Below are 26990 nucleotides of genomic sequence, written 5' to 3'. Positions count from 1 at the left end.
TTGGCGCTACCAGCGCCCATTCCGTGGGCGGGGCTGGCAAACCGGGCAGGTGTAGGAGGAACGGTTCATGAATTGTTCCCGTTTGATGACGCTCTGAAGCCCCTTCCCGGCACAACGCAGGCAGTATTCACCGGCCCGCCCGTAGGCGTTGAGGGAGCGCGCGAAGTAGCCCGAATCGCCGTTGACGTTAACGTAGAGGGAGTCGAAGCTGGTCCCGCCGGCGGCCAAGGCGGCGTCCATGACATCCTTGACGGCCGAGATGAGCCGCTCTGCATCTGCCCGTCGCAAGGTATCGGTGGGCCGTGCGTAGTGGAGCTGCGCCTTCCACAGGGCCTCGTCGGCGTAGATGTTGCCGATACCGGAGATGACTCCCTGGTCCAGCAGGGCACGTTTCAGGCCCGTCTTCCGCTTCTTGACGTTCCGGTAGAACGCGTCGAATGAGAACCACGGATCCAACGGATCCCTTGCTATGTGCGAGGCTTCCTCGGCGATTTCCGGCAGCGGCGTCTCGCCCAGGCCTCCGGGCCCGGAGTCCGGAGTGGGCACAAGGGAGGTCACGAAGAGTCCGCCGAAGATCCTTTGGTCCACGAACCTGAGTTGTTCATGCATGCCCTCCACCGGGCTCAGCGAGATCCTGACCTTAAGGTGTTTTTCGTCCGGCACGTCCGGATCCTGCATGAGAAGTTGTCCGCTCATTCCCAGATGGGCCATAAGCGCGACCTTGGGCAGGGTCGAGACCTCGGGAAGGGTCCCGTCACCGGTGGCGGACACACCGTCCATGGAGAGAGGCATCCACAGGAACTTTCCCCGCCGCACGACGTCAAGCACCGTGGTGTGTTCCAGATTCCCCACGAAGTCTTCGGTTCCCAAGGCGTGGCGCCTGATCGAGCGTGGGTCCAGCACCTCGACGGCTGTGATGGTCCGGCCCCTGACCCATCGGGCAAGGCCACGGCGCACCACTTCTACTTCGGGAAGCTCAGGCATGGATCAAGCGGACGCCGGACCAGTCGGGGTCGTGTCCAGGGCAGTCAGGGCACGCCAGGCATCGGCGGCCGCTTCCTGCTCTGCTTCCTTCTTGGAGTGACCGGAACCGCGTCCGTAGGGTGTTCCGCCAATGTTCAGTACGGCTTCGAAAGTCCGCGCGTGATCCGGTCCGGAGCCTTCCACCGCATAGTGGATGGCGCCCAATTGCCGGCTGGCGGTGAGCTCCTGGATGCTGGTCTTCCAGTCCGTGCCGGCACCCAGGGCACCTGCGTCCTTCAGGAGGGGTCCCACGAGCCGCATGACCAGCTGGCGTGCGGTTTCGATGTCGTTTGACAGATACGTGGCACCGATCAGCGCCTCCATGGTGTCAGCCAGGATGGAGGCTTTGTTCTTGCCGTCAGTAAGCTTTTCGCCTTGGCCGAGGTAGATGAACTCGCCGACGCCGATCTCACGGCCGATTCCGGCCAGGGCGCGCGTACTGACGACGGCGGAGCGGCGCTTGGCCAGCTCGCCTTCAGGCAGCGTGGGGTTCTCACGGTAAAGGGAATCGGTCACGGAGAAACCCAGGATGGAGTCGCCGAGGAACTCAAGGCGCTCGTTGGTGGGGATCCCGCCGTTCTCATACGCGTATGAGCGATGTGTGAGAGCAAGACGAAGCGTCTCGGTGTCAATGGAGACACCGAGACGCTTCAGAAGCTCTTCAGTTGAAGACATCCTTAGTCAGCCTCTACGGCAGATTAGGCGTCTGCGACCTTGCGGCCCTTGTATTCAAGGAACAGCGCGGTGCCGGCAGAGTCAGTAACGACCTTTGCCTGGTGCGGCAGGCTGTAAGTAACCTGACCGTTTTCGATGGTCTTGACCAAGTTGGGGGCAGTTGCCTTCCACTGGGCACGGCGGGCGCGTGTATTTGCGCGAGACATTTTCCGCTTGGGAACAGCCACGGCTATCTCATTTCTCTCTTAGACGAACACTTACTAATCGGTTTGCCGGTCAGTCTTAGCCAGATCAGCTAGGGCAGCCCAGCGAGGGTCAATGACCTCGTGGTGGTGCCCCGGCTCGTCTTCCAGGCGCGCTCCACATTCGGAGCACAGACCCTGGCAGTCTTCCCGGCACACCGGCTGGAACGGCAGCATAGTGACAACTGCGTCCCGCAACACCGGCTCAAGATCGATCAGATCGTACTCGACTCGACGTTGCTCTTCATCGTCTTCTTCGGCCGAAAGCTCAGCACCTTCGTAGAAGAAAAGTTCTTGCACATTGACCTCAAGGTCATACGCAAGGGGATCCAGGCATCGCCCACACTCGCCGGTTACTTCGACGATCGCGGATCCGGATACCAGAATTCCTTCGTGTACGGCCTCAAGACGAAGATCCAGCTCGATATCCGAGCCTTCCTTTACGCCAATGAGCGCCACACCAAGGTCACTTGGCGCAGGTACATGCTCGTTGAGTGTCCGCATGGTCCCTGGACTGCGTCCAAGGTCCTTGACTACCAGCGCCAAGGGCGAACTTGCATCTCGCTTAATGAGAACTCCTGTAGAACATATGACCGACGTACCATCTTAGCCTGATCACGCTTGAGGACTCAAACCGGCACCGGGCGCGCACAGAAGTACGCTGGTTTCAGCTTGGGGAACTCTGCGTGAGGGCGCAGGTACCCGACAAGCCTACCCCTTGCGGGGCGCTTCAGTGGGCGGCTCGCCTGCAAGGAGCCGCTTCAACACAGATTTGGGGACGTAATCAGAGATGTCCCCGCCCAGGACATTGACCTCCTTGATCAGGGTGGAGGACAGGTGGACGTAGTGCGCTTCGGCGGGCAGGAAGACGGTTTCAACGCCGGTCAACTGGCGGTTCATCGTGGCCATCGGCAACTCGTAGTCGAAGTCCGAGGACGAGCGCAGGCCTTTGACGATCGCCGAAACGCCCCTGTGGCGGCAATACTCGGCCAGCAGGCCTTCACCCATGGGCTCCACGATGATTCCGCGTAGGGAAGCCAACGTTTCGCGTGCCATCTCCATCCGGTCTTCGAGGCTGAACCGGTACTTTTTGGCGTAATTGGTGGACACGGCAACGATGACTTCATCGAACAGGCCGGCGGCCCGGGCAATGACTTCGAGATGTCCATTGTGGATGGGGTCAAAGGATCCAGGGCATACCGCGCGTCTCATGAGACGAACCTACCCCATGGCTTCGCCGGGATACCATGGCTGCCATGGCATCAGCAGGCAGCAGCGCTCCCCTTATTGGAACTTCAGCCGGCGCTCCGGCACCTTGGAAACGGGCCGCTATGGGAGCCAACCTACTCTCACCTGCCGGGGACCTGGGAGTCACCATCTTCGAAGAAATGACCACACTGGCTGTGTCCACCGGAGCCATCAACCTCGGTCAGGGGTTTCCCGACGAGGACGGCCCCGTAGAGATCAAGGACGCAGCGCAGGCCGCCATTGCGGCAGGAGCGAACCAGTATGCGCCAGGCAAGGGGGTTGCCGCATTGCGGGAGGCCGTCTCGGCCCACCAGCAACGGTTTTACGGCCTGGACCCGGATCCCGACAATGAAGTCCTTGTCACTACGGGAGCAACCGAGGCCATCGCAGCGGCGCTGCTCGCCTTCGTCCAACCCGGCGACGAGGTCCTGACCTTCGAGCCTTTCTACGACTCGTACGGTGCCATCATCGGGATGTCCGGCGCCAAGCATGTCACCGCTCCCCTGCTGGCCCCTGATTTCCTGCCGGACCTCGAAACGTTGGAAGAAGCCTTCAGCGGCAGAACCAAAATTGTCCTCCTGAACAACCCGCACAACCCCACGGGTGCCGTATTTCCGCAGAGCGTCCTCGCCAGGATCGTGGAATTGGCCGTCAAATACGACGCCGTCATCCTCAGCGACGAAGTGTATGAGCATCTCACCTTCGGAGTGCCGCACATCCCGGTCACCACCTTGCCCGGCGCCGCCGAACGAACCATCACCATTTCCTCCGCCGGCAAGACGTTTTCCTTCACCGGATGGAAGATCGGCTGGCTCACCGGACCGGCACACCTGGTGGCAGCTGTACGCACCGTGAAGCAATTCCTGACCTACAGCTCCGGCACGCCATTCCAGGGCGCCATCGCGGTCGGACTGGGCCTTCCCGACGCGTTTTACCAGGGCATTGCCGATACCCTCCGGCAAAAGCGCGACATCCTCGCCGAAGGCCTCCGCGCCGCAGGCTTCGGCGTTTTCAACCCCAGCGGCACGTATTTCATCAACGTCGATACCGCGCCGCTGGGCATCAGGGATTCCGTTGATCTCGCCAGGCGCCTGCCCGGACTCGTCGGAGTGGCTGCCATCCCTGTTCCGGTCTTCTGTCATCCGGAAGGCGCCGAACGCACCCGCAGCCTGCTGCGTTTTGCCTTCTGCAAGAAGATCGACGTCCTGGAAGAAGCTGCCGGGCGCCTGGCTACGCTCAAGGAACGCCTGTGAATTCCCGGGATTCCGGCCATGCCGCCCGCTTCCTCCGCACCAGCGGCCAGCACGCCACGATCGATACAGACCCCCTCGTGGAGGGCAGCTTCATCCTGAGCATCGGCGGAGCCGAACAGTCACACGTGAACCTGGCGGCGCCCGGTGAGATCTTCTATGAATACCTCCGCAGGATCGGGCACGTGGTGGACCTGGCCGCAGAACCTGGCCGCCCCATCCGGGCCCTTCATCTGGGCGCCGGAGCACTTACACTGGCCCGCTACATCCAGGCCACCCGACCGGGCTCCGAACAGTACGCCGTTGAACTGGAACGTGAACTCCTGGACTTTGTCCTCCAGAAACTGCCGATGCCCGACGGTACAAGGCTGACCTCCCATATCGGCGACGCGCGCGACGCATTGGCGCAGCTTCCCGCCGAGGCGGGGTTCGACGTCGTCATCCTTGACATCTTTTCCGGGCCCGAGGCCCCTTCCCATATCGCCTGCCGGGAGTTCTATGAAGAGGCAGCAGCCCGGCTGGCTCCCGATGGCGTCCTCATCGTCAATGTGGGCGACGAGCCGGCGCTCACGCTTGTCCGCAGCCAGGTCTCAGCGCTGCGCAAGGCCATGCCGGATGTTGCTGCGTTCGCGGAGGCCGGCATGTTTGAAGGCCGCTATCCGGGCAACATAATTTTGGTCGGCACACGTACGCCATGGCCCGCGGAATGGACAGCTGAACTATTGGCCCGCGGCCCCCACCCGGCTGCCGTCCTGACGGGCGTGGACCTGGACCGGATCGCCGGCTAAACGGAACCAGTGCTCACGCCGGTTCAGCGAACCACAGCTTGGTCTCCCCGTACTTTTTGTCGGCGAAACACTCCAAGGCATCCGGCCACGACGGTTCGGGGCTGCGGGAACTGCGCTCCACCACCACAACGGCGGCATCGTCCAGGTGCAGTGCCAGCTTTTCGAGCACCGCAGCCAGCGCCGGTTCGTCCAGGGGGTAGGGCGGGTCAAGGAAGACCAGGTCCCACACCGAAGCATCGCCTGCACGCTCCAGGAACGATTCCACCTTGGAACGGTGGACGGAAACCTTCTTGGACCCCAGGGTCTGGTTGACCAGGTCCGCGTTCCGTTGGCAGACGTCGCTTGCCTTGGCATCGAACTCCACCAGGTCCACGCTGTGCGCGCCCCGGCTGGCGCTCTCGACGCCCAGCGAACCCGAGCCCGCGTAGAGATCCAGGACCCGCGCGCCGTCGATCACCGCCAACGATTCCAGACGCGAAAACAGGGCTTCCTTGACGCGGTCCGTCGTGGGTCTGGTGGCATTGCCGGGGACGCTTGCCAGAGGGTTTCCGCCGGCCACTCCGGCGATGATGCGGCTCACAGGCATACTCCTTGCGGGCCTTTGCCGGGGCTTCTAACCGCGTTCAAGGAACGCCTCCTTCTCAGGGTTCAGGTACTGATCTATCGCGGCGGCAAGCGCGGGCTGGTCCGCCAACGCGGGATCGTCCGCCACCAGGGATTGGGCGTCGGCCCTTGCACGGGCAATGATGTCCTCGTGCTCAAGGACCCGGAGCAGCTTCAAAGTGGAGCGTCCGCCGGACTGTGACGCCCCCAGGATGTCGCCTTCACGGCGCAGCTTGAGGTCCTCCTGCGACAATTCAAAACCGTCGGTAGTGGACGCAACCGCCTCCAGGCGGCGCCGGCTCGGATGCCCGGGCTCCAGGGTGGTCACCAGCAGGCACGTGCCCGGAAGCCCGCCGCGCCCCACACGTCCCCGCAATTGGTGGAGCTGGGAAATGCCGAAACGGTCAGCATCAAGGATCACCATCAACGTGGCGTTGTGGACATCCACGCCCACTTCGATGACAGTGGTGGAAACCAGGACCTTGGTCTCATTGGACGCAAAAGACGCCATGGTTTCAGACTTCATTTGCGGATCCTGCCGTCCGTGCAGGGGTGCCACTGGAACACCAGCCAGGGACGGCTCCTGCAGGAGGCCCTCGACGACGGCAGTCACCGACGCGAGCTCCCTCGCCCCGCCCTCGTCCTGGAGTTCCGCTTCGCTCGGTTCCGATTCGCCGGGACTGAAGTCGCCGTCGTCGTCCGATCCGATCTTGGGGCACACCACATAGACCTGGTGTCCCGCGTCGACTTCCTCGCGCGACCGCTTCCAGATGCGGTCAGCCCAACCCGGGTTTTCCGAGAGCCCCACCACGTGCGTGGAGATAGGGGCGCGCCCGGCGGGAAGCTCGTCAAGGATGGAGGTCTCAAGGTCACCGAACACAGTCATGGCGACGGTACGCGGAATGGGAGTTGCCGTCATCACCAGCAAGTGGGGAGGACGTTGTGCTTTTGCCCGGAGGGCATCGCGCTGCTCCACCCCGAAGCGGTGCTGCTCATCGACCACAATCAGGCCGAGATCCTGGAAACTCGTCTTGTCACTCAGCAGGGCATGCGTGCCGATGACGATCCCGGCATTCCCGGACGCCGCATCAAGCATTGCCTGCTTTCGTGCCGCGGTGGGCATGGAACCGGTCAGCAAGGTTACCTGGACGGCTTGCTGCCCGGAGTCTCCGCCGAGCATGCCTGCCCCGCCAAAAATATGGTCGCGGGCAAGTGGGCCCAGGGTCCGGCGGATTGAATCGAAATGCTGGGCGGCAAGGACCTCGGTGGGTGCGAGGAGCGCGGCCTGGCCTCCGGCATCCACGACTTGGAGCATGGCGCGCAGGGCAACGATTGTTTTGCCGGAACCCACTTCGCCTTGCAGGAGCCGGTTCATGGGCGTATCCCGGCCCAGCTCCTCGGCCAGGGTCTTTCCGACGGCGGACTGGCCGGCGGTCAGCGTGAACGGAAGGTTCCGGTCGAAGGTGCTGAGGAGGCCCCCGGGCAGCGGTCGCCTGGCTGTGGCTTCCTCGGCCGCAAGCTGGGCGCGCCTCCTCGCCAAGGCAGTCTGCAGGACCAAAGCTTCCTGGTATCGGAATCGTTCCTGCGCCCGTTGCCAGTCCTTGGAGGTCTCCGGCGAGTGGATCAGCCGATACGCCTCAGCGACGCTCAGCAAACCGTCCCTCCCGGCAAGATGCGCCGGGATCGGGTCCTCCAGCCCGTCAAGGTCCATGGTCTGCAGGAGCGCAGTGATCACTTTGTGAATTGACCAACTGGTCAGTTTGGCTGTCGCCGGGTACACCGGAATAGGCATGGCGGCCAGCTTCGCAGGGTCCACGGAGCCTTCGGCTTCAGGGTCCTCATCGAGCAACAGGAAGTCGGGGTTGGTCAGGCCAAGAGCCCCACCGTAGCGTGTCACCTTCCCCGAAAACATGGCCCGGCGACCGGCCAGCAGCTCCGCCTTGGCGCGGAACCCGTTGAAGAAACTCACCTTCAGGGTCCCCGCGACACCGCTTCCGCCGGCCTCATCGGTGACGACGACATCTGTGATGGAACCACGGCGGGCGCGCATCTGGCGGGTGCTGTTGGACAGGACGCGGGCGATGAGCGTGACTTCCTCGTCCAACGGCAGGTTGCTGATGGGCGTCAGCTCTCCGCGGCTCAGGTAACGCCGCGGGAAGTAGTTCAGCAGGGCACCGGTTGATTTGAGGCCCAGGTGTTTATCGATAACTGCCGCGGACCGCTTACCGATCCTGCGTTCGAGGGGCAGTTCCAGTTCAGTAATCATGCCGTGGCTGGTCTGAATCATGCCGGGGCAGGGCAAGCTGGCTGACGGCGATATCGCTCGGTTCCCCGAGCGAGCGGATCAGTTCCACGGCCGGAGCGGGATCCGGAACGTGGACGTGGACACGCCAACGGTAACTGGCCTCCATCGGCGATTCCTCGTCATCGTCGTCGTCGTTCCGGGCACCCCCGACCTGGCTCATGATGACGGAGTCGCCCATCTCATCCAGCCTTTGCCGCAGGATGGCAGCGTTGAGCGGGGAAAGGCTGATGGTGCACATGACCTCCACGCCGTCATCTGCCGGCATGTGCTCATGGATGTGTGGATCCTGCAGCTTGTAGCCGTGCAGGTTGTCCAGCATTTCGTCCTGCAGTTCCTCGCCGAGCACTGCGGAACGAAGACAGTCCAATACCAGGAGCATGCCCACGCCGCCGGCGTCGACCACGTGCGCTTCCTGCAACTGGGCGAGCTCATCCTCGGTGCGAAGAACGGCTTGGTAGGCAGCTTCCACCACGGCATCGAGCGACAACCCAAGCGCATGGTTGCTGTCGTCGCCGTCCTGCTCTGCGTCAACCCGCTGTGCGGCATGGGCGGCGGCTTCCAGGACTGAAAGCATGGTTCCTGCCACGGGCTCGCTGAGCGCGGACCAGGCACGTATCTGGGCCCTGTTCAGTGCGGTAGCCAGGAGCGGGGCACTAAGGCGTGTTTTGCCTGCCAAAGGTTCAGCGGCCGCGCACAGGAAGACAGCGAACAACGTTCCCGAATTCCCCCGCGCTTGCTCCATGGCTGCCTGGCCGGCCTTTGACAGAACCGCGCCAACATCGTGGCCTGATTCTGACGCCGCAACGGTAGGTCCATCCAAGGCAGAAACGGCAGCACGGACCGTGAGATACAGGTTTGTGCCCGTGTCGCCGTCGGCAACGGGAAAGATGTTGATCGCATTAAGGCGGTCGCTGTGGTTTCCGAGGACCACCTCCGCCTTGCCGAGCCAACGTTTCATGGCGTGCGCATTCGCGGCGATCTTAGTCTGCAAAGTGATCCCATCCAACGGTGTCAGCAGCATGCCCGGCAATCCGGACGCCGCTGCCTGGCGGCTCGACAACGGCTTGAACTGAGCCTATCGCAGTGAAGCCCTGCGGCAGCTGAATACCGGCTGGGAACGTGGCCAGCAAGCCATGGTCTTCTCCCCCGCCAAGGACCCATGCCATGGCGTCGGCACCCAGCAAGGCAGCTGCCGGTTCCAGCACGGCGGCATACTTTTTCAACGCGATGGGATCGAAGTCCAGCACGGCACCACTGGCGGTGGCCAGCCGGGCGCCGTCGCGCAACAGACCGTCGGAGATGTCCAGCATTGCAGTGGCGCCGGTCCTCGCAGCAAGCGGTCCTGCTGCCAGCGGCGGCAGAGGCCTGCACTGGTTCCCCACGAAGCCCCTCAGCTCCTCGTCAAGCTTCTCAAGCGGGACATCGCTTTCAAGCAACGCCCAGCCTGCGGCTGCCCGGCCGAGCGTGCCGGCAACCGCCGCCACATCCCCTGGCCGGGCGCCAGAGCGCAGCACCGGCGCCATTCCGGCAAGAGTTCCGACGACGGCGACCGTCACGGCGAGTTCCCGGCCCCGGCCGAGGTCCCCTCCGGCAACAGAGCAGTCCGGTGCCCCCAGCTCGACGATGGCTGCAGTGACGCCGTCCGCAAAAGCCTCCACCCAATCGACGGGAGTGGACGGCGGCATGGTCAGGCTCACCACCAGCGAGGTGGCAGTGCCTCCCATGGCATTGATGTCACTGAGGTTCTGCGCCGCGGCCTTCCAGCCGACGTCGTAGCCGCTGGTCCTGTAGCCGTTGTTCCACTGCAGCCTGAAGTCCTGGTCCTGCGTTTGGGTATCTATGGAAATCAGGGCGCGGCCGTCCGGGGCCGCTACGAGGGCTGCATCATCACCGGGTCCCAGCAGGACGCCGGGGCTGCTATTCAGCCGGGGAAAGATCCGGGCGAGGAGCTCGGACTCCGAAAGGTCTTGGACGGTCACTTGTTCTGCGGGCACGGTTCTACGCTATCGCGATCCACCGACACAATAATGACGGGCTGCCCCTGCGGCGGCTTCGCGGAATGTGACCCGCGCTACCCACGTCGGGCAGGCAGTCCATGCGGGATAGGCTGGAAGGATGCATCGAAAGACCCTCCACAGGACTGCCATGGCCATTTCCCTGGCCTCTGCATCCGTGCTCGCTTTGTCGGCCTGTTCACCTGCCGTTGACGTCACTGCTGCAGCGGACGCCGCCAACCCTGCCTGCGCCCCCATGATGGTGGCCCTGCCCGACAAGATCGGCGATGCTGCCCTCCGCAAGACCAACAGCCAGGCGACGGCAGCATGGGGCGATCCGTCCCAGATCATCCTGCGCTGTGGTGTGAATGTCCCCGGACCCACGACGGACCGCTGTGTCAGCGTCAATAACATCGATTGGGTCATCAAGGAGGGCGACCCCGTGTACACGCTGACCACGTTCGGCCGCGAGCCCGCCACGGAAATCCTGGTCGACCCGGTCAAACTGGAGGCTGCCAACATCAGCTCCGCAACTGTCCTGACCGAGCTCGCCGCCGCCGTCGGAAAAATCAAGGCCAGCGGCAAGTGTGTAGGCCAGGAAGACCTGCAGAACCTGCCGACAGGCAAATAGCGGCGATGCTTGGGCCCCGCCTGCCTGCCAAGGCAGGCAGTGCCCAAGCATCGTGAGCTTAGCGCAGGCCCGTTTTCCGGGTCAGCGCCAAGTGGATCAGTTCATCGATCAATTCGGCGTAGGACAGTCCGGAGGCTGCCCACATCTGCGGGTACATGCTCTTGGGAGTGAAGCCAGGCATGGTGTTGATCTCGTTGATGATCAGCTCGCCGGACGGGGTGTAGAAGAAGTCCACACGGCTGAGGCCTTCCGCGCCTACGGCGTCGAAAGCGACGGCGGCCAGTTCCCTGACGCGGGCAATGGCTTCGTCGGGCATGTCGGCCGGGCAGCTGAGTGCGGCGGCCCCGTCCTCCACATACTTGGCAGCGAAGTCGTAGAAATCGTGTTCCCCGGCCGCCACGGCAATTTCACCGGGCATTGACGTGCGGGGAGCGTCGGTGCCGCGTCCTTGCAGGACGGCACACTCGATTTCACGTCCCACAATCCCGGCTTCGATAACGAGCTTCAGGTCATGGCGGCGGGCTTCCTCGACGGCGGCATCCAGGCCGTCCAGGGAGTCAACCTTCGAAATTCCCATGGAAGAACCCGCGCGGGCGGGCTTGACGAAGACCGGGAAACCAAGCTTGTCCACGCGTTTGCGCACGGCCTCGGCGTCGGTCACCCATTCGCGGTCCGTCACGGCTACGTAGGGACCCACCTTCAGCCCGGCGGCTTCGAAGACAACCTTCATGAAGTGCTTGTCCATGCCCACTGCGGAGGCCAGGACGCCTGCGCCTACGTAGCGCGTGTCGGACAACTCCAAGAGGCCCTGGATTGTTCCGTCCTCACCCCACGGGCCATGCAGCAATGGGAACACGACGTCAACGGAGCCCAGCTCCCGGGGGACGGCGTTGGGCTCTGTGACGATCAATTGGTGCTCACCGCCGACTTCGGCCAACGTCACAGTCTGCCCTGACGCCGCTACCTCGGGAAGCGACCTGGAGCTCAAGGACCACTGGCTGGTATCTCCAGAAGCCAAAACCCACTGGCCCGACTTCGCGATGCCGATAGGGATGACCTCGTACTTGTTGGTGTCGATGGCTCCCATGACGCCAGCTGCCGTGACGCAGCTGACAGCGTGTTCGCTTGAGCGGCCCCCAAAGAGGATCGCCACGCGGGGTTTCGCCTTCACGGGTGTGGGTTCTTCAGTCACCATCAGTAGTCGCCTTCGGACTTCAGTGCCCGGGCCAGCAAGCGCGGCCCCAGGTCATCAACGGACATTCTGCCTTCAAGCACGGCCACTACGGCTGCGGTGATGGGCATTTCTACATTCAGTTTCCCCGCCAGTTCATGCACGGCGGGGCCGGACTTGATGCCTTCAGCGGTCTGGGTCATCTGTTCGGCCACCTGCACCAGGCTGAGGCCTTCACCCAGCAGGCGGCCGGCAGTGTGATTCCGGGAGAGCGCAGACGAGCACGTGGCCACGAGGTCTCCGAGTCCGGCAAGTCCGGCCATGGTGTGGGCTTCGCCGCCCAGGGCAAGAGCCAGCCGGGACGTTTCCGCGAGTCCGCGGGTTATCACTGACGCCTTGGTGTTGTCGCCCATTTGCCGGCCCTCGCAGATTCCGACCGCCAGGGCAATCACGTTCTTGACGATGCCGCCGATCTCGACGCCGACCACGTCCGTGCTGGTGTAGGGGCGGAAGTAGGGCGCGGTGCAGCACAGGGCTATAGCAGCCGCCGTATCGGCGTCGCTGCACGCAACAACGGAGGCAGTCGGTTGTTCCCTGGCAATTTCCATGGCCAGGTTGGGTCCGGAAACCACAGCGACGCGGCTCTCCGAAAGACCAAGTTCCTGCGCAATGACTTCACTCATGCGGGCGTCCGTGCCCAGTTCCAGGCCCTTCATGAGGGAAACAACCACGGCGTCGGACGACAACAGCGGTTTCCAATCACCCAACTGCGGCCTCAACGACTGTGCAGGTACAGCGAGCACCACGAGGGTGGCATCCTTCAGCACCTCTGCCACATCCGTGGACGCTGTGATGGAGGCCGGGAGGTCAATGTCCTTCAGGTACTGCTCGTTGCGGTGAAGTGTATTGATCTGCTCCACTACTTCGGCGCGGCGCCCCCAGATGCGGATGCTGCGCTCGACACCGGCCGCAATGGCTGCGTCAGCCAGGATCTTCGCGAACGTAGTACCCCAGGACCCTGCACCCAGAACGGCCACAGTGCCGGGAACAAAACCGGCGCTTTCGATCACGGTCACTTGCCGGCCTCCGGATCCTGGGTCTCGGAGGGTGCCCCCTCAACGAAACGGCCATGCTTGCTTTGTTTGTGGAGCGCGGGGTCCCAGCGTTCAGCCGGCGCTTTTTCGCCACGAAGCGTCTCCAGGAGGGCTGTGATGGCGTCCATGATCACGTCCGTGGCCTCGGTGAGCGTGGCCCGGTCGAGTGGCCGGTCGGCGAAGGAACTCAAGTCCACAGGTTCACCCACCAGCACGCGGACGGTCTTCCGGGGAAAGACATGGAAGCGCTTGGCGTACCGGGGGAAGACCTCCTGTGCGCCCCAATGGGCCATGGGTACTACCGGTGCTCCTGTTTGCAGGGCAAGGCGGGCGGCCCCGGTGTGGCCCTTCATCGGCCACAGGTCGGGATCCCTGGTCAGGGTTCCCTCGGGATAGATGATGATGGCGCCACCGGCGTCCACCACCTCCTTGGCCAGTTGCAGCGAGCGGTTCGCACCCGCCGTCGAGCGTTCAACCGGGATTTGTTTCGTGGCCCGCAGCAGGCTGCCCAGTACGGGCACCTTGAAGAGCCCCGCTTTTGCCAGGAAGTGGGGTGGCCGCTTCTGGTTGTACACCAGGTGTCCCACAACAATGGGATCAATCTCGGTGCAGTGGTTGGGCACGGCGATGAAACCGCCCGCGGGAAGTTTCCCGATGCCTTCCCACTTCTTTGCCATCAACATATTCATCGCCGGACGGGCAAGGCCCGCCAGCAATATGAACATGGCACGGCTCGTGGCCGATTCCTTCAAAGGATCCCCCGCTACTTGATGGTGGTGATGTCGAAATCGGCGCCCAGGGCGGCCAGCTTCTCGGTGAAGCGCTCGTAACCGCGGTTGATGATATCGATCCCGGTGACCTTGGAGGTTCCTGTTGCTGCCAGCGCTGCAATGAGGTGGCTGAAGCCGCCGCGAAGGTCCGGGATGTCAATGTCGGTGCCCCTCAGGGGCGTGGGGCCGGAGATCACCGCGGAGTGGAGGAAGTTCCGCTGGCCGAAGCGGCAGGGCACGCTGCCAAGGCATTCGCGGTGCACCTGGATGTTTGCCCCCATGCGGGCCAAAGCCTCGGTGAAACCAAAACGGTTCTCGTAAACGGTCTCATGGACAATTGACACGCCATCGGCCTGGGTCAGCGCGACCACCAGCGGTTGCTGCCAGTCGGTCATGAAGCCCGGGTGCACGTCCGTCTCCAGGACAAGCGGGCTGAGCTTTCCACCCTGGTGGTAGAAACGGATGCCGTCGTCGCCGATGTCCATTCCGCCGCCCACTTTTCGGTAGGTGTTCAGGAACGTCATCATGTCCCGCTGGGAAGCACCTTCAACGAAGATATCCCCGCGGGTTACCAACGCAGCCGAGGCCCAGGAAGCGGACTCGTTGCGGTCAGGGAGTGCACGGTGGTTGTACCCGCGCAGGTCCTTGACGCCCTCGATGCGGATGGTCCGGTCAGTCTGGACGCTGATGATGGCGCCCATCTTCTGGAGGACAGCGATGAGGTCAATGATCTCCGGCTCGGTTGCCGCACCAATAAGCTCCGTGATGCCTTCGGCCCGCGTTGCACTGAGCAGAACCTGCTCCGTAGCCCCCACGGACGGGTAGGGCAAGGAAATCTTGGCGCCGTGCAGGCCGTGGGGGGCCGAAATGTGGATGCCCCCGGGGCGCTTTTCCACCACGGCACCAAACTGGCGAAGGACATTCAGGTGGTAGTCAATGGGCCGGTCACCGATCTTGCAACCACCGAGATCCGGGATGAAGGCCTCACCGATCGCATGGATCAGCGGTCCGCACAGCAAAATGGGGATCCTTGAATCGCCGGCGTGTGCGTCGATTGCAGTGCTGGAGGCCGTCTTGGCGTCCTTCGGATCCAGGGTGAGGTCACCCGACTCCGGATCTTTGACGACAGTCACACCATGCAGCTTCAGAAGGCTGGTGACGACCTCGACGTCCTTGATTTCCGGCACGTTCCTCAGCACCGATGGCTCGCTGCCCAGCAACGCGGCCACCATCGCCTTGGGCACCAGGTTCTTGGCACCGCGAACGGTCACTCGTCCAGTTAACGGGACCCCACCGCGGATTGTCAGAACACTACTCATCTATACCGGTTTCCTCACGACTACTCGCCCCCCAAACTTACAAAGGCTCCAGCTAAGCATAGAAGCTCACGTAACCGAACCGAAATGGACCCGCCCCGCGCCGTACGGATCCGGCCCAGGCCGAACTCCCGCAAAAAAGGACCGCCGGACCCTCACAAGGGGGTCCGGCGGTCCTCTGCCAGCGGAAATTCCGATGAAGGGTCAGCGGCTAACGGGCATCGACTTTCGCCGGGATCGTCCGGGGTTTGAACGACGGCCGGGTGGCTTCGTATGCGGTGATGTCTTCTTCGTGCTGGAGGGTCAGGCCGATGTCGTCCAGGCCTTCCAGCAGGCGCCAGCGGGTGTAGTCGTCAATGTCGAACGGTGCCACCACATTGCCGCACTCGACCGTCTTGCTGACCAGGTCCACCTTCACCTCGGTACCGGGAGCGTTCTCCAGGACCTTCCAGATCAGTTCAATGTCGTCCTGCGCAAGCTGTGCTGCGAGGAGTCCTTGCTTGCCGGAGTTGCCGCGGAAGATATCGGCGAAACGGGACGAGAGGACTGCTTTGAAGCCGTAGTCCTTCAAGGCCCAAACGGCGTGTTCACGTGATGAGCCGGTACCGAAGTCCGGGCCTGCCACCAGCACGGAACCGGCGTTGAACGGGGCCTGGTTCAGGATGAAAGACTCGTCCTTGCGCCACGCGGCGAACAGGGCGTCCTCGAACCCGGTACGGGTGATTCGCTTGAGGTACACGGCGGGGATGATCTGGTCGGTGTCCACGTTGCTTTGGCGCAGCGGGACCCCGATGCCGGTGTGGGTTGTGAAAGCTTCCATGGGATCCTCCTAGACTGCGATTCCGGTCAAAGTGCCTGTGGCGGCGGACTCAAGGTCCGACGGCGAGCTCAGCGTGCCGCGGACGGCAGTCGCTGCAGCCACCACGGGCGAGACCAGGTGTGTGCGGCCGCCCTTGCCTTGGCGGCCCTCGAAGTTGCGGTTGGACGTTGAGGCGCAACGCTCCCCCGGTTCCAGCTGGTCCGGGTTCATGCCCAGGCACATGGAGCAGCCGGCAAAGCGCCATTCGGCACCGAAGTCCTTGAAGACCTTGTCCAGGCCCTCGGCCTCGGCTTCCAGGCGGACGCGCGCCGATCCGGGAACCACCAGCATCCGTACCTTCGGATCCTTCTCCCGGCCCCGGATGATATCCGCTGCAGCGCGCAGGTCCTCGATGCGGGAGTTCGTGCAGGACCCCAGGAACACGGTGTCCACGCGGATGTCCTTCATGGGCGTCCCGGCTTCCAGGCCCATGTACTGCAAGGCACGCTCAGCGGCAGCCTTGGCGTTCTCGTCACCGAAGTCTTCGGGAGACGGAACCTTGGCCGAGAGGGAAACACCTTGCCCCGGGTTGGTACCCCAGGTCACGAACGGCTCAAGCGTGTCTGCGTCCAGGTCCACCTCGACGTCGAAGGTCGCGTCGGCGTCGGTGTGCAGCGTGTTCCAGTACTCGACGGCGGCATCCCAGTCCGCGCCTTCCGGCGCGTGGGGGCGGCCCTGCATGTAGTCGTACGTGGTCTGGTCCGGCGCGACCATGCCGGCACGTGCGCCGGCCTCGATGGACATGTTGCAGATGGTCATGCGGGCGTCCATGGACAGGGCACGGATAGCCGAACCACGGTATTCCAGGACGTAGCCCTGGCCACCGCCGGTACCGATCTTGGCGATGACTGCGAGGATGATGTCCTTGGCAGTGACGCCCGGACGCAAGGTGCCCTCGACGTTGATGGCCATGGTCTTGAACGGCTTCAAGGACAGTGTCTGGGTGGCCATGACGTGCTCCACTTCCGACGTGCCGATACCCATGGCCAGTGCACCGAAGGCGCCATGGGTGGAGGTGTGCGAGTCGCCGCAGACCACGGTCATGCCGGGCTGGGTCAGGCCCAGCTGCGGACCCACGACGTGGACGATGCCTTGTTCCTTGTCACCCAGGGAGTGCAGGCGCACACCGAATTCCTTGCAGTTGGCGCGCAGGGTTTCGATCTGGGTGCGGCTGGTGAGGTCGGCGATCGGTTTGTCGATGTCCAGCGTGGGAGTGTTGTGGTCCTCCGTGGCGATGGTCAGGTCCACGCGGCGCAGCTTGCGGCCGGCCAGGCGCAGGCCCTCGAATGCCTGCGGGGATGTTACTTCGTGAACCAGGTGAAGGTCGATGAAGAGAAGATCGGGCTGGGCATTGGCTCCTTCGCCTTCACCCTTGCGCACAACGTGCGCGTCCCAGACTTTCTCGGCCAGTGTCTTTCCCACGGCCTTGCTCCCTTCACTGCGGTCGGATGGTTTACATCCACTGAACTGTTCTTCATCCACTGAACCAGCACGCTTGCGAAATAGGCCAGTGAAACAACTTGCATCTCAGATATTGAGACGGCAATATCATTACATGGACAATTCTAGTGGAGTCGGTGTCATTGATAAAGCGGCCCAAGTACTCGATGCCCTCGAGGCCGGGCCAACGACACTTGCCCAGCTTGTAGCAGCCACCGGGCTCGCCCGCCCCACGGTTCACCGCCTCGCCCTGGCACTGGTTCACCACAGGCTCGTCAGCCGCGACATCCAAGGGCGCTTTGTCCTGGGCAGCAGGCTCGTCGAGCTTGCTTCCGCCGCCGGCGAAGACCGGTTGATTGCTTCGGCCGGCCCGGTCCTCATCCAGCTTCGCGACGCCACGGGCGAAAGCGCACAGATCTTCCGCCGCCAAGGTGACTGGCGCGTATGCGTGGCTTCGGCAGAACGTCCCATCGGCCTGCGCGACACCATTCCCGTCGGCACGCAGCTGTCCATGAAAGCCGGTTCCGCAGCGCAAGTACTGCTGGCGTGGGAAGACCACGACCGGCTCCTTGAGGGACTGCAGAACGCCCGCTTCACGCCCACCGTCCTGGCAGGAGTACGACGCCGGGGCTGGGGTCAGAGCCTCGGCGAACGCGAGCCCGGAGTCGCCTCGGTTTCCGCGCCGGTGCGCGGACCCTCCGGCAGGGTCATCGCCGCAGTGTCCATCTCGGGTCCGATAGAACGACTCACCCGCCAGCCCGGACGCCTGCACGCCGAAGTCGTGTGCAATGCCGCACGGGTCCTGACTGAGGCGCTGCGGAAGAACAACGACTAGCCATGGAAAGCTACGCAGTATTCCTGCGCGGAATCAATGTGGGCGGCATCAACATCAAGATGGCCGACCTCAAGGCAGCGCTCCACGACTACCCGTTCACCAAGGTCAAGACCCTGTTGGCAAGTGGGAATGTGGTGCTGCAAAGCGACCTCAGCGCCAAGGACGTCAAGGCCCGGTTCGAACAGTGCCTGCGGGACTCCTTCGGCTACGACGCCTGGGTGGTTGTCCTGACAGCGCAGAGGGTCGCCGAACTTGTGGACGCCTGCCCGTACCCCGCGGATGACAAGTCGACGCACAGCTACATCACCTTAGCCTCGGACACCGCGATGCTTGACGAGCTCTTTGCAGCAGCCGAAGAACTGGGGGGCGTGACGCAAGTGCGCCTGGGCCCTGAAGCCTCCGCCTGGTTGGCACCTGCAGGCGGCACCCTGGACAGCCCGTTCAGCAAGCTCTCCGCCAAGCCACGCTACAAGGCAAGCACCACCACCCGGAACCTCCGTACGCTGGTCAAAGTCAGGGACGCCGCGGCCGCTCTCTAGCCGGGCGCACCTTAGTCCGGGCGAATCCTAGTCCGGGCGCGCGGCTTTCAGTGCAGCGTTGAAGGCTTTCAACCGCGTGATTTCCACTCCCACGGGCTCCACGATCCTTTGCTCCGCCACCTCGGCCACGGCCGCTTTCAGACGCTTCGCCGCGCCGGCTGCCCTGATGCGTGCCGCCCAGCCGCCCAAAATGCGGCCGGTAATGGCCAACAGCACTCCCAACGCCACTCCCCCGGCCACCATCAAGGTGGGCCACGGCCACCCCTCCGTGCGCGGAACCTCAGGCACGGGCATCTGGAAGTAGCCCAAGGCTGCCAGGACTCCGAGCCAGCCCAGCCCGCCGACCGCCAAGAGGAGGGCCAACCATTGCAGGGTGTTGAACAACAGCCACCAGAGGGGACGTTTAGCCGTTTTCAGGTCCGCTCCGGCAATGGCCTGGTCCAAGGCATCGGGCAATTGGTCCCGGCCATCCCTCGCTGCCCCGCGAATGGCTGCCCGCCAAGGACCCGGAGCGCCGGCCGAGGCCTCATCGGCGAACTCCCGGACGGCGGCATCCGTGCGGGCACGCTCAGGGGCGCCGGCCGGAGGCAAGGACGTGCGGCTCAATTCGGGCCTGGTGTCGCTCCGCCCCAGATTCAGCCTCCGCAGGGGATCGGGACGGAACCGCAACAACCATCGTGTGACCGGCCACCCCGTCCTGCGCGCCGACTCCCTTTGGAACGAACGCTGGACCGCGTCCACCACCACAGGGACGTTCGCCGCCGTCGCCAGTTCCGATGCAAGGCGGGCCCTTGCGTTTGCCTTGATCCCGCGTGCTTCACCGTCGCCCGACGCTTTCGACAACCCGGCAGCAGCCTTGGCGACGTCGGCTGCCAAGCGCTGCGTGGTCGCTGCCCGCTGGACCACGACGTTCCTGATGGCCCCGCGGACGGCGGGGACGCCGTCGCCCGTCAGCGCCGACGCGCCCAGCACGCGGACGGTCCCCAGGCCGTCGCGTGCGAGGATCCCTTCCAAGGAGTCCAGAACCGCGGCGGCGTCCGGTGCGCCCAGTTTGTCGATCTGGTTCAGGACAACCAAGGTGACGGCGCCGTGGGTAGCCATGGGCCGGAGGAAGTCGTTGTGCACCGCGGCATCGGCGTATTTCTGCGGGTCCATCACCCACACCAGGACATCCACCATGCCAACCATCCGTTGGACAATCTCCCGGTTCTCCACCCGGGTGGAATCGAAGTCCGGCAGGTCCAGGAGCACCAGCCCACTGTCCTCGTCGGCAAAGCCGGCAACCGGCGGAAGTACATGACGGTCCTTCACGTCCAACCAATCGAGCAGGGGTCCGCTGCCGTCCTCACCCCAGATACCCGCCAAAGGCTCGGAGGTGGTGGGCCGCCGCGCAGCCGCGGTGGCCAGTTCGCTGCCGGAAACTGCGTTGAACAGGGATGACTTGCCGCTCCCGGTGGCTCCGAAAAAGCCCACCACGGTATGTCCTGCCGACAACGAGCGCCGGGAAGTTGCCCGCTCCAGAACGTCGTAGACGGACTGGAGTTCCTGATCGGGAAGAACGCCTTCGGCCAGCTCGCGTGCGGTATTGAGGGCTTCGAGCCTGCGCTGCAATGCGGACGACTCACGGACCAGACTGTGGCGGCTCATGCAGTCCCTGCCAGCCGGCGGAGGGCCTTGGCGTGCAGAGCGAGATCAGGACCCGAGACCGGCTGAACGGTCTCGAGCCTGGTGAGGAAGCGGAGCCGTTCTTCATCCAGCAGGCGCTGGCACTGCGTGTGCAGGTCCTGCCTGGCCTGCTGGGCAAGGCGACGGACAGCATCCTCGCCGAATACCGCTTCGAGCAGCTTCTGCCCAACCACCGCTGTGCCGCCCGCGATCCCGATTTCCAGACCACTCAGGCCAGCCGTCATGGAGAAGACCACCACCATGAGCGCAGCACCAAGCCCGTTGACCCCGAAGGACAGCCACCTGGCCTGGGTCCGCTTCCCCTGTCCTTGGGTCCGGATCATCTCCATCAGGCCTTCCTGCCAAGTACGGATTGCCGCGGCCGCCTTGGCATCGAAGCCTTCGCTGGTTCCGGAGAGGTCGTCGTGGCCCAGTAGTTGGCGGCCAGCCGGGTCCGCCCGCCAGCGCCTGTCAACGTTTTCAGCAGCAGTGGCCGCTTCATCGAGGATCACTGCCTGCAGCCCTGTTTCGATCGCCGTCTCCACCTTTACAGCCGGTGCCGGTTCGCCTCGGAAAAAGGCGCCCATGCGGTCCCTCATCCGGCCGATGTTCTGCTCCAGGGCCCGAAAGAACTCTCCCGTTCCCACGAAATCCTGCCAACGGGCCAATACTTCTCCGCGGAGGAGTGCCCCATCCTTGGTGGCTTCCAGGATGCGGGTCAGTGCGTGCCCGTATTCCTCGGAGCACGAGCCCTCCAGGTCACGGGCTGCAGCGTCCTGTGCCGCCGTGGCGACCGCTACAGCCTCCAGGCGAAGACTCACGGCCTTGACGGCACCGTTGAGTGTCCGCCGGGCAACCTCGGCACGGCCGGCGGCATTGGCGGCCAAGGCACCGAGCCACAGGCGCAAAGGGTCCACCGCTCCCTCCGGCAACATTCCCAGCCCGTCCAACGCGCTTTCGGACACGACAAAGAGTTTCGCCTCCCCAAGTCCCTGCCGGTCCAGCATCGCCTGCAGGTCGGTCCGGACTTCGTCCTCAGCTGCCGGCGGCACACGGTCCAGGACCACGGCGACGGTGATGTCCCGCGAAGCCGCATCAAGGAGCAGACGCCATGGAACGGCGTCGGCGTAGCGGTTGGCGGTGGTGACGAAGATCCAAAGGTCGGCCGCGGCGAGCAGCTGCCCCGCGAGTCTGCGGTTGTCGTCGGAAATGGAGTCGACATCCGGGGCATCCAACAGGGCAATGCCCTGCGCCACAGCAGGGTGCCCCAGCAATACCAGCGAGGTGATCGCCTGGGCGTCGGGGGCCGCGCCGGCCTGGTTCGCCGGGACGGGGACTGACGAGACCGTTCCCCGGATCCGCTGCAAGTTCGGAAGGATCCTCTGTCCTTCGAACCATTCCGCATCGTTGGGGTGGTGCAGAAGGATCGGTTGGCGCGTTGTAGGCCTGATCGCTCCCGAGCGGGTCACCGGAAACCCCACCAGGGCATTGACCAACGTCGACTTTCCGGCCCCGGTTGAACCGCCGACGACGGCCAGCAGCGGCGCGTCCAGGCTGCGGTAGCGGGGAATGATGTAATCATCGAGCTGCGCCAGGGACTCCCGTATCCATTGGCGGGCCTCCTGCACTTCGGGCACCGCCAAAGGAAGGGTGGTGGCCGCAAGTCCGGCGCGTGCAGCTTCCAGGGTTTCGACGGCGGCTGCCGCACTCGGGGGCACAGGGCTGCTCCGGGCTGCCGGCGGGTCTGCGTGTTCGGTCACAGCATCATCATGCCAGCCCCGTCCCGTTCACGAGCGCCGGGCAGGCTCAATGGGCAAAAGAAATCCCCCGGAACACATGTTCCGGGGGATTCATTGTGACCCCAGCGGGATTCGAACCCGCGTTACCGCCGTGAGAGGGCGGCGTACTAGGCCGCTATACGATGGGGCCTTGCACTTTTTTGTCACCGTTTCCGGCGATCAAGCTGAATGAGTATTTCATACTTTCAGCTTCGCTCCAAATCGCTTTCGCGGATCGGAGGTTCCGAATTTTCCGAGTATTTACGCGGAATTTCAGAGCTGGGATACCAGGACTCGAACCTAGAATGACGGTACCAGAAACCGTAGTGTTGCCAATTACACCATATCCCAAAGTGACTTTCGGACCGGAGTTCCTTGCCTTGGTTTCCCTCAGCTTTTCCCTCCGTGCCCCTCAGCACGAGTAATGACTCTACCGGAGTCTCGCCACCTGCACAAATCGGCGGGCCGTTACCTGCATCACACGGAAAACTCAGGCGGCCGTCGGGGTCTTGGCCAGCAATTGCGCGAGGGAATCCACCTGGCGCCCGGTGAACTCTTCCACCACTTCGCCGGTCCTGTTGAGCCAGACTCCCACCAGCCCTGCTGCGTCGGCACCATCGGCATCAAGCAGCCGGTTGTCGCCTACGTAGAGTGTCTCCCCCGGTTCCGTGCCGAGAAGGCGCACGCCCTCAAGGTAGATTGCCGGGTCAGGTTTGGCGACACCCACAGTGTCCGTCCCCACCAGGATCCCGATCCGCGACAGGCCGGCGCCGTCCAACTTGGCACGCTGGTAATCGTGCACGTTGTTGCTGACAGCCCCATAAGGGATCCCGGCAGCATCGAGCGCGTCCAGCACGCCTTCAACATCAGAGAAGGCGCGAACGTACGCTGTCTGGCGTTGGTGATACTCGGCCACCCACGCTTGCGCGTCCTCGCCGTCGTCGAGTTCCACGCCAAAGTGACCCAGGGCGGCCCTGCCCCGCAGCAGCCGCTGCTCATTGAAGGTCAGCTCACCGGCAAGGTACCGGTCGTAGAAATGCGTTGTTTCGTGCGTGAAGATCCGGCCGAACTTCACCCACCCGGCCTGGTCAAGGCCGGGCAGGAGATGTTCGCTGACGTCACGCAAAGCTGTCGTCATGGCGTATTCCAAGTCCACCAGAGTGTCGTCAATGTCGAACAGGACACCGCGGATAGCGCCGAAAGCAGTTGCAATCGCCATGACAGGTGTCTCTCCTAGCCGCGGAAAGCGCGAACGCGGGCCAACGAGGAATCCTTGCCCAGGATCACCATCGACTCGAACAGCGGCGGGGAAATACGACGACCGGAGATGGCCGTGCGGACAGGTCCGAACGCAGCCCTGGGCTTGATGCCCAGGTCCTCCACCAAAGCCTGCTTGAGCGCGGTCTGGATGTTCTCCGCCGTCCACTCTTCGATGGGTTCCAAAGCGGCGAGGGCCGCGTCCAGAACTTCCTCCAGGTTGGCCGGGAGGCCCTTGCGGGCGTCGTCCGCAATGTCGATGGCGTCGTCGGCCTTGAACAGGAAGGCAAGCATCTCCGGAGCCTCTCCCAGCAGGGTGATGCGTTCCTGGACCAGCGGGGCTGCCTCGGCGAGGATCTCTTCCTGGCGCGGGGTAAGGATCTCCCCCACGAAACCGGCTGCACGAAGGTACGGAACCAAGCGCTCTTCGAAGTCCGCGGGGGCAAGCATCCGGACGTGCGTGCCGTTGATGGCTTCGGCTTTCTTGATGTCGAAGCGCGCAGGGTTGCCAAGGACATCGTGGATGTCGAAGTTGGCCACCAGCTGCTCCACCGTGAAGATGTCTTCGTCAGCGCTCAGGGACCAGCCAAGAAGGGACAGGTAGTTCAGCAGGCCCTCAGGAATGAAGCCGCGTTCGCGGTGGAGGAACAGGCTCGACTCGGGGTCGCGCTTGGACAGCTTCTTGTTCCCCTGGCCCATGACGTAGGGCAGGTGGCCGAACTCCGGCATGTACTCGGCGACACCGATGGCGTACAGCGCCCGGTACAAGGCGATCTGCCGCGGGGTGGAGCTCAGCAGGTCCTCGCCACGCAGGACGTGGGTGATTCCCATGAGCGCGTCGTCCACCGGGTTCACCAATGTGTACAGCGGGGCACCATTGGCGCGGACCACTGCGAAGTCCGGGACGGAACCGGCTTTGAACGTGATCTCGCCGCGAACCAGGTCGTTGAACGTCAGGTCCTCGTCCGGCATGCGCAGGCGCAGGACGGCTTCCCTGCCCTCGGCCTTGAACTGCGCGAGCTGCTCTTCCGTGAGGTGGCGGTCGAATCCGTCATAGCCCAGCTTGGGATCGCGTCCTGCGGCCCGGTGGCGGGCTTCGATCTCATCCGGGGTGGAGTACGACTCGTAGACGTGTCCGCCGGCCTTGAGCTTGGCGATGACGTCCTGGTAAATGTCGCCGCGCTGCGACTGGCGGTAGGGTTCGTGCGGGCCGCCGACCTCCACACCTTCATCCCAGTTGATGCCGAGCCACTTGAGCGCATCCAGCAGCTGGTGGTAGCTCTCTTCGCTGTCGCGGGCAGAGTCGGTGTCCTCGATCCGGAAGATCAGCTTGCCGCCGGTGTGGCGCGCGTAAGCCCAGTTGAACAAGGCCGTGCGGATCAGGCCAACGTGCGGGGTGCCTGTGGGTGACGGGCAGAAACGGACTCGGACCGGAGTCTCGGCGTTGACGGCAGGAATGGCGCTGGAGGCAGCGGTGGACGCAGAAGCAGTAGTCATAGTAGTTCCAACTTTACCGCTTGCCACTGCTTCGGTTTCCCGGGCGAAGACGCACGACGGCGGTGCTTGCCTTTCGTACGAAAGGCAAGCACCGCCGTCGTGGTTTTGCTCAGTCCGCTCGCCTAGCGGCGAACGACGGGGTTGGAGAGGCGTCCGATGCCTTCGATCTCGACGTCAAAACGGTCGCCTTCGCTGACAAGACCGACACCCGCCGGGGTACCGGTCATGATGACGTCGCCCGGAAGAAGCGTGAACGCGTGGGAAACGATCGATACGAGCTCACGAACGCCACGAATCATTTGGTTGGTGCTGCCGTCCTGCCGGAGCTCACCGTTGAGGCGCCCCTGGATGGAGAGGTCCTCATGATCCAATTCGGTTTCGATCCACGGTCCCAGCGGCGCGGAGGTATCGAAGCCCTTGGCGCGGGCCCACTGGAGGTCCGTTTTCTGGACATCGCGGGCAGTGAGGTCGTTGCCGCAGGTGTAGCCGAAGATGACGTCATCCGCGCGGTCCTCGGGAACGTCCTTGCAGATGCGGCCAATGACGACGCACAGCTCAGCCTCGAACGAGACCTCCTCGGAGAATTCGGGAAGGATTATGGGATCGTTCGGGCCGATCACCGAGGTGTTCGGCTTGAGGAAAAGCAGCGGCTGCTGCGGCACTTCATTGCCGAGTTCCGCAGCGTGTTCTGCGAAGTTCCTGCCCACGCCAATGACCTTACTGCGGGGAATGATGGGGGCAAGGAGCCGCACGTCCTCCAGCTTGTGCTTCACATGGGTACGTTCAACGCCGTTGAAGAAAGGGTCGCCGTTGATGACAGTGATTTCCTCACTGCCGGGCTCGCCTTCGACAACGCCGTAAAGGGGATCAGAATCAACTACAAACCGGGCGATACGCATGGGCCCAAGCCTACCGTCACGGCTTAGCTTCGAAGGTATTCCAGCTGCGCGGCCACGGAGGTCTCAGCCGCCCACCTGACGGAGGGGTCGACGTCGGCGTACACCACGTCCGTAACCTGGGCGATCGTTGCGTCCTTGCCCACCTGTTCCAGGGCTGCCCTGATCTGCGCAAGACGCTGCAGCCGATGTTCACGGTATTCGCGGCACTTCCCGTCCAGTGCTGGAAGAACAGGTCCGTGGGCGGGGAGCAGTGTTGCCCCGCCAAGGGCCTCGAGCTTATCCAAGCTGGCAAGGTAGTCCCCCAGCCGGCCATCCGGGTAGTCCAACACAGTGGTGCCCCGGCCCAGAATGGTGTCGCCCGTAAGGACCGATCCTCGGGGACCGTCGTCGGGGAGATGGAAACACACCGAATCCGAGGTATGGCCGGGCGTTGCCAGCACACGGATTTCCACTTCCCCCGCGTTGATGACCTCACCGTCCCGGAGAGGCTCGCCGCCATGGCAGTATTCCGGGGACATCGCCCGCACCGGAGCACCCGTCAGCTCATGAAAACGCGCGGATGCCTCAGTGTGGTCGGCGTGGCGATGGGTTATCAGGATCAACTCCACCCGGCCGGCTGCTGCCAGTTCGGCCAAGTGCTGTTCATCCTGGGGGCCCGGGTCCACAACGGCTGATGTGCCCGAACCAGGAGCGCCGATGACGTATGAGTTGGTGCCGTCCAGGCTCATCGGGCCGGGGTTGGGCGCAAGCCGGAAGCGCGTCAATGCGCTGCTGCGCTGCAAGGAGCCGCCCATGGGCGCGTGGTCTGGAGTCGCCTTTGGTTCAGAAGTCACAGTCCCATCTTGGCATCCTCCTGACCCTCCCTCACACCCCACCCCCTTCAACCCCAACCCTCCATCACACCCCACCCCCTTCAACCCAACCCTCCCTCACACCCCACCCCCTTCAACCAAACCCTCCCTCACACCCCACCCCCTTCAACCAAACCCTCCCTCACACCCCACCCCCTTCAACCCCAACCCTCCATCACACCCCACCCCCTTCAACCCACCCCTCCCTCAGCCGCACAAGAGCGAAAGCCCAGACGTCGGCACCCAGCCTGGGTGCCGAC

The 26990-nt window shown here is 63.7% G+C and carries 26 protein-coding genes and 2 tRNA genes; 5 read left to right on the top strand and 23 right to left on the bottom strand.

Annotated features, from left to right (window positions below):
- Nucleotides 1–6: 6 nt before the first annotated feature.
- From mutM to coaD, 5 genes are all read right to left on the bottom strand, one after another.
- The gene (mutM, locus tag PV760_RS18865) at nt 7–984 is read right to left on the bottom strand and encodes a bifunctional DNA-formamidopyrimidine glycosylase/DNA-(apurinic or apyrimidinic site) lyase (protein WP_354628443.1); all 978 of its coding nucleotides are present in this window, start codon (nt 982–984) and stop codon (nt 7–9) included.
- Nucleotides 985–987: 3 nt separating this feature from the next.
- Entirely contained in the window at nt 988–1698 is a 711-nt protein-coding gene (gene rnc / locus PV760_RS18860) for a ribonuclease III (protein WP_018776226.1), read from the bottom strand.
- Nucleotides 1699–1721: 23 nt separating this feature from the next.
- Nucleotides 1722–1925, bottom strand: a complete 204-nt coding sequence (gene rpmF, locus PV760_RS18855) for a 50S ribosomal protein L32 (RefSeq protein ID WP_011775139.1) — start codon at nt 1923–1925, stop codon at nt 1722–1724.
- Nucleotides 1926–1958: 33 nt separating this feature from the next.
- Nucleotides 1959–2486: a YceD family protein gene (locus PV760_RS18850; RefSeq protein WP_079582429.1), complete on the bottom strand. Its 528-nt coding sequence runs from the start codon at nt 2484–2486 to the stop codon at nt 1959–1961.
- Between the two features lie 165 nt (nt 2487–2651).
- Nucleotides 2652–3152 (bottom strand): pantetheine-phosphate adenylyltransferase, encoded by a 501-nt coding sequence (gene coaD, locus PV760_RS18845; protein ID WP_018776228.1) that lies wholly within the window; start codon nt 3150–3152, stop codon nt 2652–2654.
- A gap of 35 nt (nt 3153–3187) precedes the next feature.
- Here coaD and PV760_RS18840 point away from each other — a divergent pair, with 35 nt between their 5' ends.
- Both PV760_RS18840 and PV760_RS18835 read left to right on the top strand, forming a co-directional pair.
- A complete protein-coding gene (locus PV760_RS18840) occupies nt 3188–4441 on the top strand; it encodes an aminotransferase class I/II-fold pyridoxal phosphate-dependent enzyme (RefSeq protein WP_354628442.1) in 1254 nt (417 codons plus the stop codon).
- Nucleotides 4438–5226, top strand: coding sequence for a spermidine synthase (locus PV760_RS18835; RefSeq protein WP_189076809.1), 789 nt, complete (start codon nt 4438–4440; stop codon nt 5224–5226). The genes PV760_RS18840 and PV760_RS18835 overlap by 4 nt, the downstream gene beginning before the upstream one ends.
- A gap of 13 nt (nt 5227–5239) precedes the next feature.
- On the opposite strand, the gene rsmD is transcribed toward PV760_RS18835, so the two are convergent.
- Genes rsmD through thiL form a run of 4 tightly spaced genes read right to left on the bottom strand, consistent with a single transcriptional unit; the run spans nt 5240 to nt 10128 of the window.
- On the bottom strand, nt 5240–5806 hold the full coding sequence (gene rsmD, locus PV760_RS18830) for a 16S rRNA (guanine(966)-N(2))-methyltransferase RsmD (protein WP_018776231.1): 567 nt from the start codon (nt 5804–5806) through the stop codon (nt 5240–5242).
- Between the two features lie 33 nt (nt 5807–5839).
- Nucleotides 5840–8095 carry an ATP-dependent DNA helicase RecG gene (locus tag PV760_RS18825; RefSeq protein ID WP_018776232.1) on the bottom strand — a complete coding sequence of 752 codons (2256 nt, stop codon included), beginning with the start codon at nt 8093–8095 and terminating at the stop codon, nt 5840–5842.
- Nucleotides 8085–9092 (bottom strand): DAK2 domain-containing protein, encoded by a 1008-nt coding sequence (locus PV760_RS18820; RefSeq protein ID WP_110503991.1) that lies wholly within the window; start codon nt 9090–9092, stop codon nt 8085–8087. The genes PV760_RS18825 and PV760_RS18820 overlap by 11 nt, the downstream gene beginning before the upstream one ends.
- A 22-nt stretch (nt 9093–9114) precedes the next feature.
- Nucleotides 9115–10128, bottom strand: coding sequence for a thiamine-phosphate kinase (gene thiL, locus PV760_RS18815; RefSeq protein ID WP_354628441.1), 1014 nt, complete (start codon nt 10126–10128; stop codon nt 9115–9117).
- Between the two features lie 121 nt (nt 10129–10249).
- Between thiL and PV760_RS18810 the strand changes: the two genes are divergently transcribed.
- On the top strand, nt 10250–10759 hold the full coding sequence (locus tag PV760_RS18810; RefSeq protein WP_026266905.1) for a DUF3515 family protein: 510 nt from the start codon (nt 10250–10252) through the stop codon (nt 10757–10759).
- 58 nt (nt 10760–10817) lie between these two features.
- Here the strand turns inward: PV760_RS18810 and PV760_RS18805 are convergent, their stop codons facing one another.
- From PV760_RS18805 to leuC, 6 genes are all read right to left on the bottom strand, one after another.
- Nucleotides 10818–11954: a D-alanine--D-alanine ligase family protein gene (locus PV760_RS18805; RefSeq protein ID WP_018776236.1), complete on the bottom strand. Its 1137-nt coding sequence runs from the start codon at nt 11952–11954 to the stop codon at nt 10818–10820.
- Nucleotides 11954–13006 carry an NAD(P)H-dependent glycerol-3-phosphate dehydrogenase gene (locus tag PV760_RS18800; RefSeq protein ID WP_018776237.1) on the bottom strand — a complete coding sequence of 351 codons (1053 nt, stop codon included), beginning with the start codon at nt 13004–13006 and terminating at the stop codon, nt 11954–11956. The genes PV760_RS18805 and PV760_RS18800 overlap by 1 nt, the downstream gene beginning before the upstream one ends.
- A complete protein-coding gene (locus tag PV760_RS18795) occupies nt 13003–13776 on the bottom strand; it encodes a lysophospholipid acyltransferase family protein (protein WP_026266907.1) in 774 nt (257 codons plus the stop codon). Before PV760_RS18795 ends, PV760_RS18800 begins: the two co-directional genes overlap by 4 nt.
- A gap of 11 nt (nt 13777–13787) precedes the next feature.
- Entirely contained in the window at nt 13788–15113 is a 1326-nt protein-coding gene (gene murA / locus PV760_RS18790) for a UDP-N-acetylglucosamine 1-carboxyvinyltransferase (protein ID WP_026266908.1), read from the bottom strand.
- Between the two features lie 208 nt (nt 15114–15321).
- The gene (gene leuD / locus PV760_RS18785; RefSeq protein ID WP_018776240.1) at nt 15322–15930 is read right to left on the bottom strand and encodes a 3-isopropylmalate dehydratase small subunit; all 609 of its coding nucleotides are present in this window, start codon (nt 15928–15930) and stop codon (nt 15322–15324) included.
- 9 nt (nt 15931–15939) lie between these two features.
- The gene (gene leuC, locus PV760_RS18780) at nt 15940–17391 is read right to left on the bottom strand and encodes a 3-isopropylmalate dehydratase large subunit (RefSeq protein ID WP_018776241.1); all 1452 of its coding nucleotides are present in this window, start codon (nt 17389–17391) and stop codon (nt 15940–15942) included.
- 133 nt (nt 17392–17524) lie between these two features.
- Between leuC and PV760_RS18775 the strand changes: the two genes are divergently transcribed.
- Both PV760_RS18775 and PV760_RS18770 read left to right on the top strand, forming a co-directional pair.
- Nucleotides 17525–18244 carry an IclR family transcriptional regulator gene (locus tag PV760_RS18775; protein WP_014922101.1) on the top strand — a complete coding sequence of 240 codons (720 nt, stop codon included), beginning with the start codon at nt 17525–17527 and terminating at the stop codon, nt 18242–18244.
- 2 nt (nt 18245–18246) lie between these two features.
- Entirely contained in the window at nt 18247–18783 is a 537-nt protein-coding gene (locus PV760_RS18770) for a DUF1697 domain-containing protein (protein WP_354628440.1), read from the top strand.
- A gap of 27 nt (nt 18784–18810) precedes the next feature.
- Here PV760_RS18770 and PV760_RS18765 read toward each other — a convergent pair whose 3' ends face one another.
- The 8 genes from PV760_RS18765 to PV760_RS18730 all read right to left on the bottom strand — a co-directional run bounded on the left by PV760_RS18765 (nt 18811) and on the right by PV760_RS18730 (nt 26673).
- Nucleotides 18811–20430 (bottom strand): GTPase, encoded by a 1620-nt coding sequence (locus tag PV760_RS18765; RefSeq protein ID WP_354628439.1) that lies wholly within the window; start codon nt 20428–20430, stop codon nt 18811–18813.
- The gene (locus tag PV760_RS18760) at nt 20427–22208 is read right to left on the bottom strand and encodes a dynamin family protein (RefSeq protein ID WP_354628438.1); all 1782 of its coding nucleotides are present in this window, start codon (nt 22206–22208) and stop codon (nt 20427–20429) included. Before PV760_RS18760 ends, PV760_RS18765 begins: the two co-directional genes overlap by 4 nt.
- 96 nt (nt 22209–22304) lie before the next feature.
- Nucleotides 22305–22377: transfer RNA gene (locus PV760_RS18755), tRNA-Glu, on the bottom strand.
- Nucleotides 22378–22505: 128 nt separating this feature from the next.
- Nucleotides 22506–22577, bottom strand: a tRNA-Gln gene (locus PV760_RS18750).
- A gap of 139 nt (nt 22578–22716) precedes the next feature.
- Entirely contained in the window at nt 22717–23445 is a 729-nt protein-coding gene (locus PV760_RS18745) for an HAD family hydrolase (RefSeq protein WP_018776245.1), read from the bottom strand.
- Nucleotides 23446–23459: 14 nt separating this feature from the next.
- Nucleotides 23460–24980 (bottom strand): glutamate--tRNA ligase, encoded by a 1521-nt coding sequence (gene gltX / locus PV760_RS18740; RefSeq protein ID WP_018776246.1) that lies wholly within the window; start codon nt 24978–24980, stop codon nt 23460–23462.
- A gap of 122 nt (nt 24981–25102) precedes the next feature.
- Complete coding sequence (locus tag PV760_RS18735) at nt 25103–25879, bottom strand: fumarylacetoacetate hydrolase family protein (protein ID WP_018776247.1); 777 nt, start codon at nt 25877–25879, stop codon at nt 25103–25105.
- Nucleotides 25880–25902: 23 nt separating this feature from the next.
- Complete coding sequence (locus PV760_RS18730; protein ID WP_354628455.1) at nt 25903–26673, bottom strand: MBL fold metallo-hydrolase; 771 nt, start codon at nt 26671–26673, stop codon at nt 25903–25905.
- Between the last annotated feature and the right edge of the window lie 317 nt (nt 26674–26990).

Origin of the sequence: Paenarthrobacter sp. CC6 (assembly GCF_040560085.1) — a bacterium.
In the GTDB taxonomy this organism is placed as follows: domain Bacteria; phylum Actinomycetota; class Actinomycetes; order Actinomycetales; family Micrococcaceae; genus Arthrobacter; species Arthrobacter nicotinovorans.
This window is presented reverse-complemented; position numbering and strand designations above follow the sequence as displayed.

Coding starts and splice junctions, on each gene's coding strand:
- mutM (WP_354628443.1), bottom strand. CDS start 984: ATGCCTGAGCTTCCCGAAGTAGAAGTGGTGCGCCGTGGCCTTGCCCGA.
- rnc (WP_018776226.1), bottom strand. CDS start 1,698: ATGTCTTCAACTGAAGAGCTTCTGAAGCGTCTCGGTGTCTCCATTGAC.
- coaD (WP_018776228.1), bottom strand. CDS start 3,152: ATGAGACGCGCGGTATGCCCTGGATCCTTTGACCCCATCCACAATGGA.
- PV760_RS18840 (WP_354628442.1), top strand. CDS start 3,188: ATGGCTGCCATGGCATCAGCAGGCAGCAGCGCTCCCCTTATTGGAACT.
- PV760_RS18825 (WP_018776232.1), bottom strand. CDS start 8,095: ATGATTACTGAACTGGAACTGCCCCTCGAACGCAGGATCGGTAAGCGG.
- PV760_RS18820 (WP_110503991.1), bottom strand. CDS start 9,092: ATGAAACGTTGGCTCGGCAAGGCGGAGGTGGTCCTCGGAAACCACAGC.
- PV760_RS18810 (WP_026266905.1), top strand. CDS start 10,250: ATGCATCGAAAGACCCTCCACAGGACTGCCATGGCCATTTCCCTGGCC.
- PV760_RS18805 (WP_018776236.1), bottom strand. CDS start 11,954: ATGGTGACTGAAGAACCCACACCCGTGAAGGCGAAACCCCGCGTGGCG.
- murA (WP_026266908.1), bottom strand. CDS start 15,113: ATGAGTAGTGTTCTGACAATCCGCGGTGGGGTCCCGTTAACTGGACGA.
- leuD (WP_018776240.1), bottom strand. CDS start 15,930: ATGGAAGCTTTCACAACCCACACCGGCATCGGGGTCCCGCTGCGCCAA.
- PV760_RS18775 (WP_014922101.1), top strand. CDS start 17,525: ATGGACAATTCTAGTGGAGTCGGTGTCATTGATAAAGCGGCCCAAGTA.
- PV760_RS18770 (WP_354628440.1), top strand. CDS start 18,247: ATGGAAAGCTACGCAGTATTCCTGCGCGGAATCAATGTGGGCGGCATC.
- PV760_RS18765 (WP_354628439.1), bottom strand. CDS start 20,430: ATGAGCCGCCACAGTCTGGTCCGTGAGTCGTCCGCATTGCAGCGCAGG.
- PV760_RS18745 (WP_018776245.1), bottom strand. CDS start 23,445: ATGGCGATTGCAACTGCTTTCGGCGCTATCCGCGGTGTCCTGTTCGAC.
- gltX (WP_018776246.1), bottom strand. CDS start 24,980: ATGACTACTGCTTCTGCGTCCACCGCTGCCTCCAGCGCCATTCCTGCC.
- PV760_RS18735 (WP_018776247.1), bottom strand. CDS start 25,879: ATGCGTATCGCCCGGTTTGTAGTTGATTCTGATCCCCTTTACGGCGTT.
- PV760_RS18730 (WP_354628455.1), bottom strand. CDS start 26,673: ATGGGCGGCTCCTTGCAGCGCAGCAGCGCATTGACGCGCTTCCGGCTT.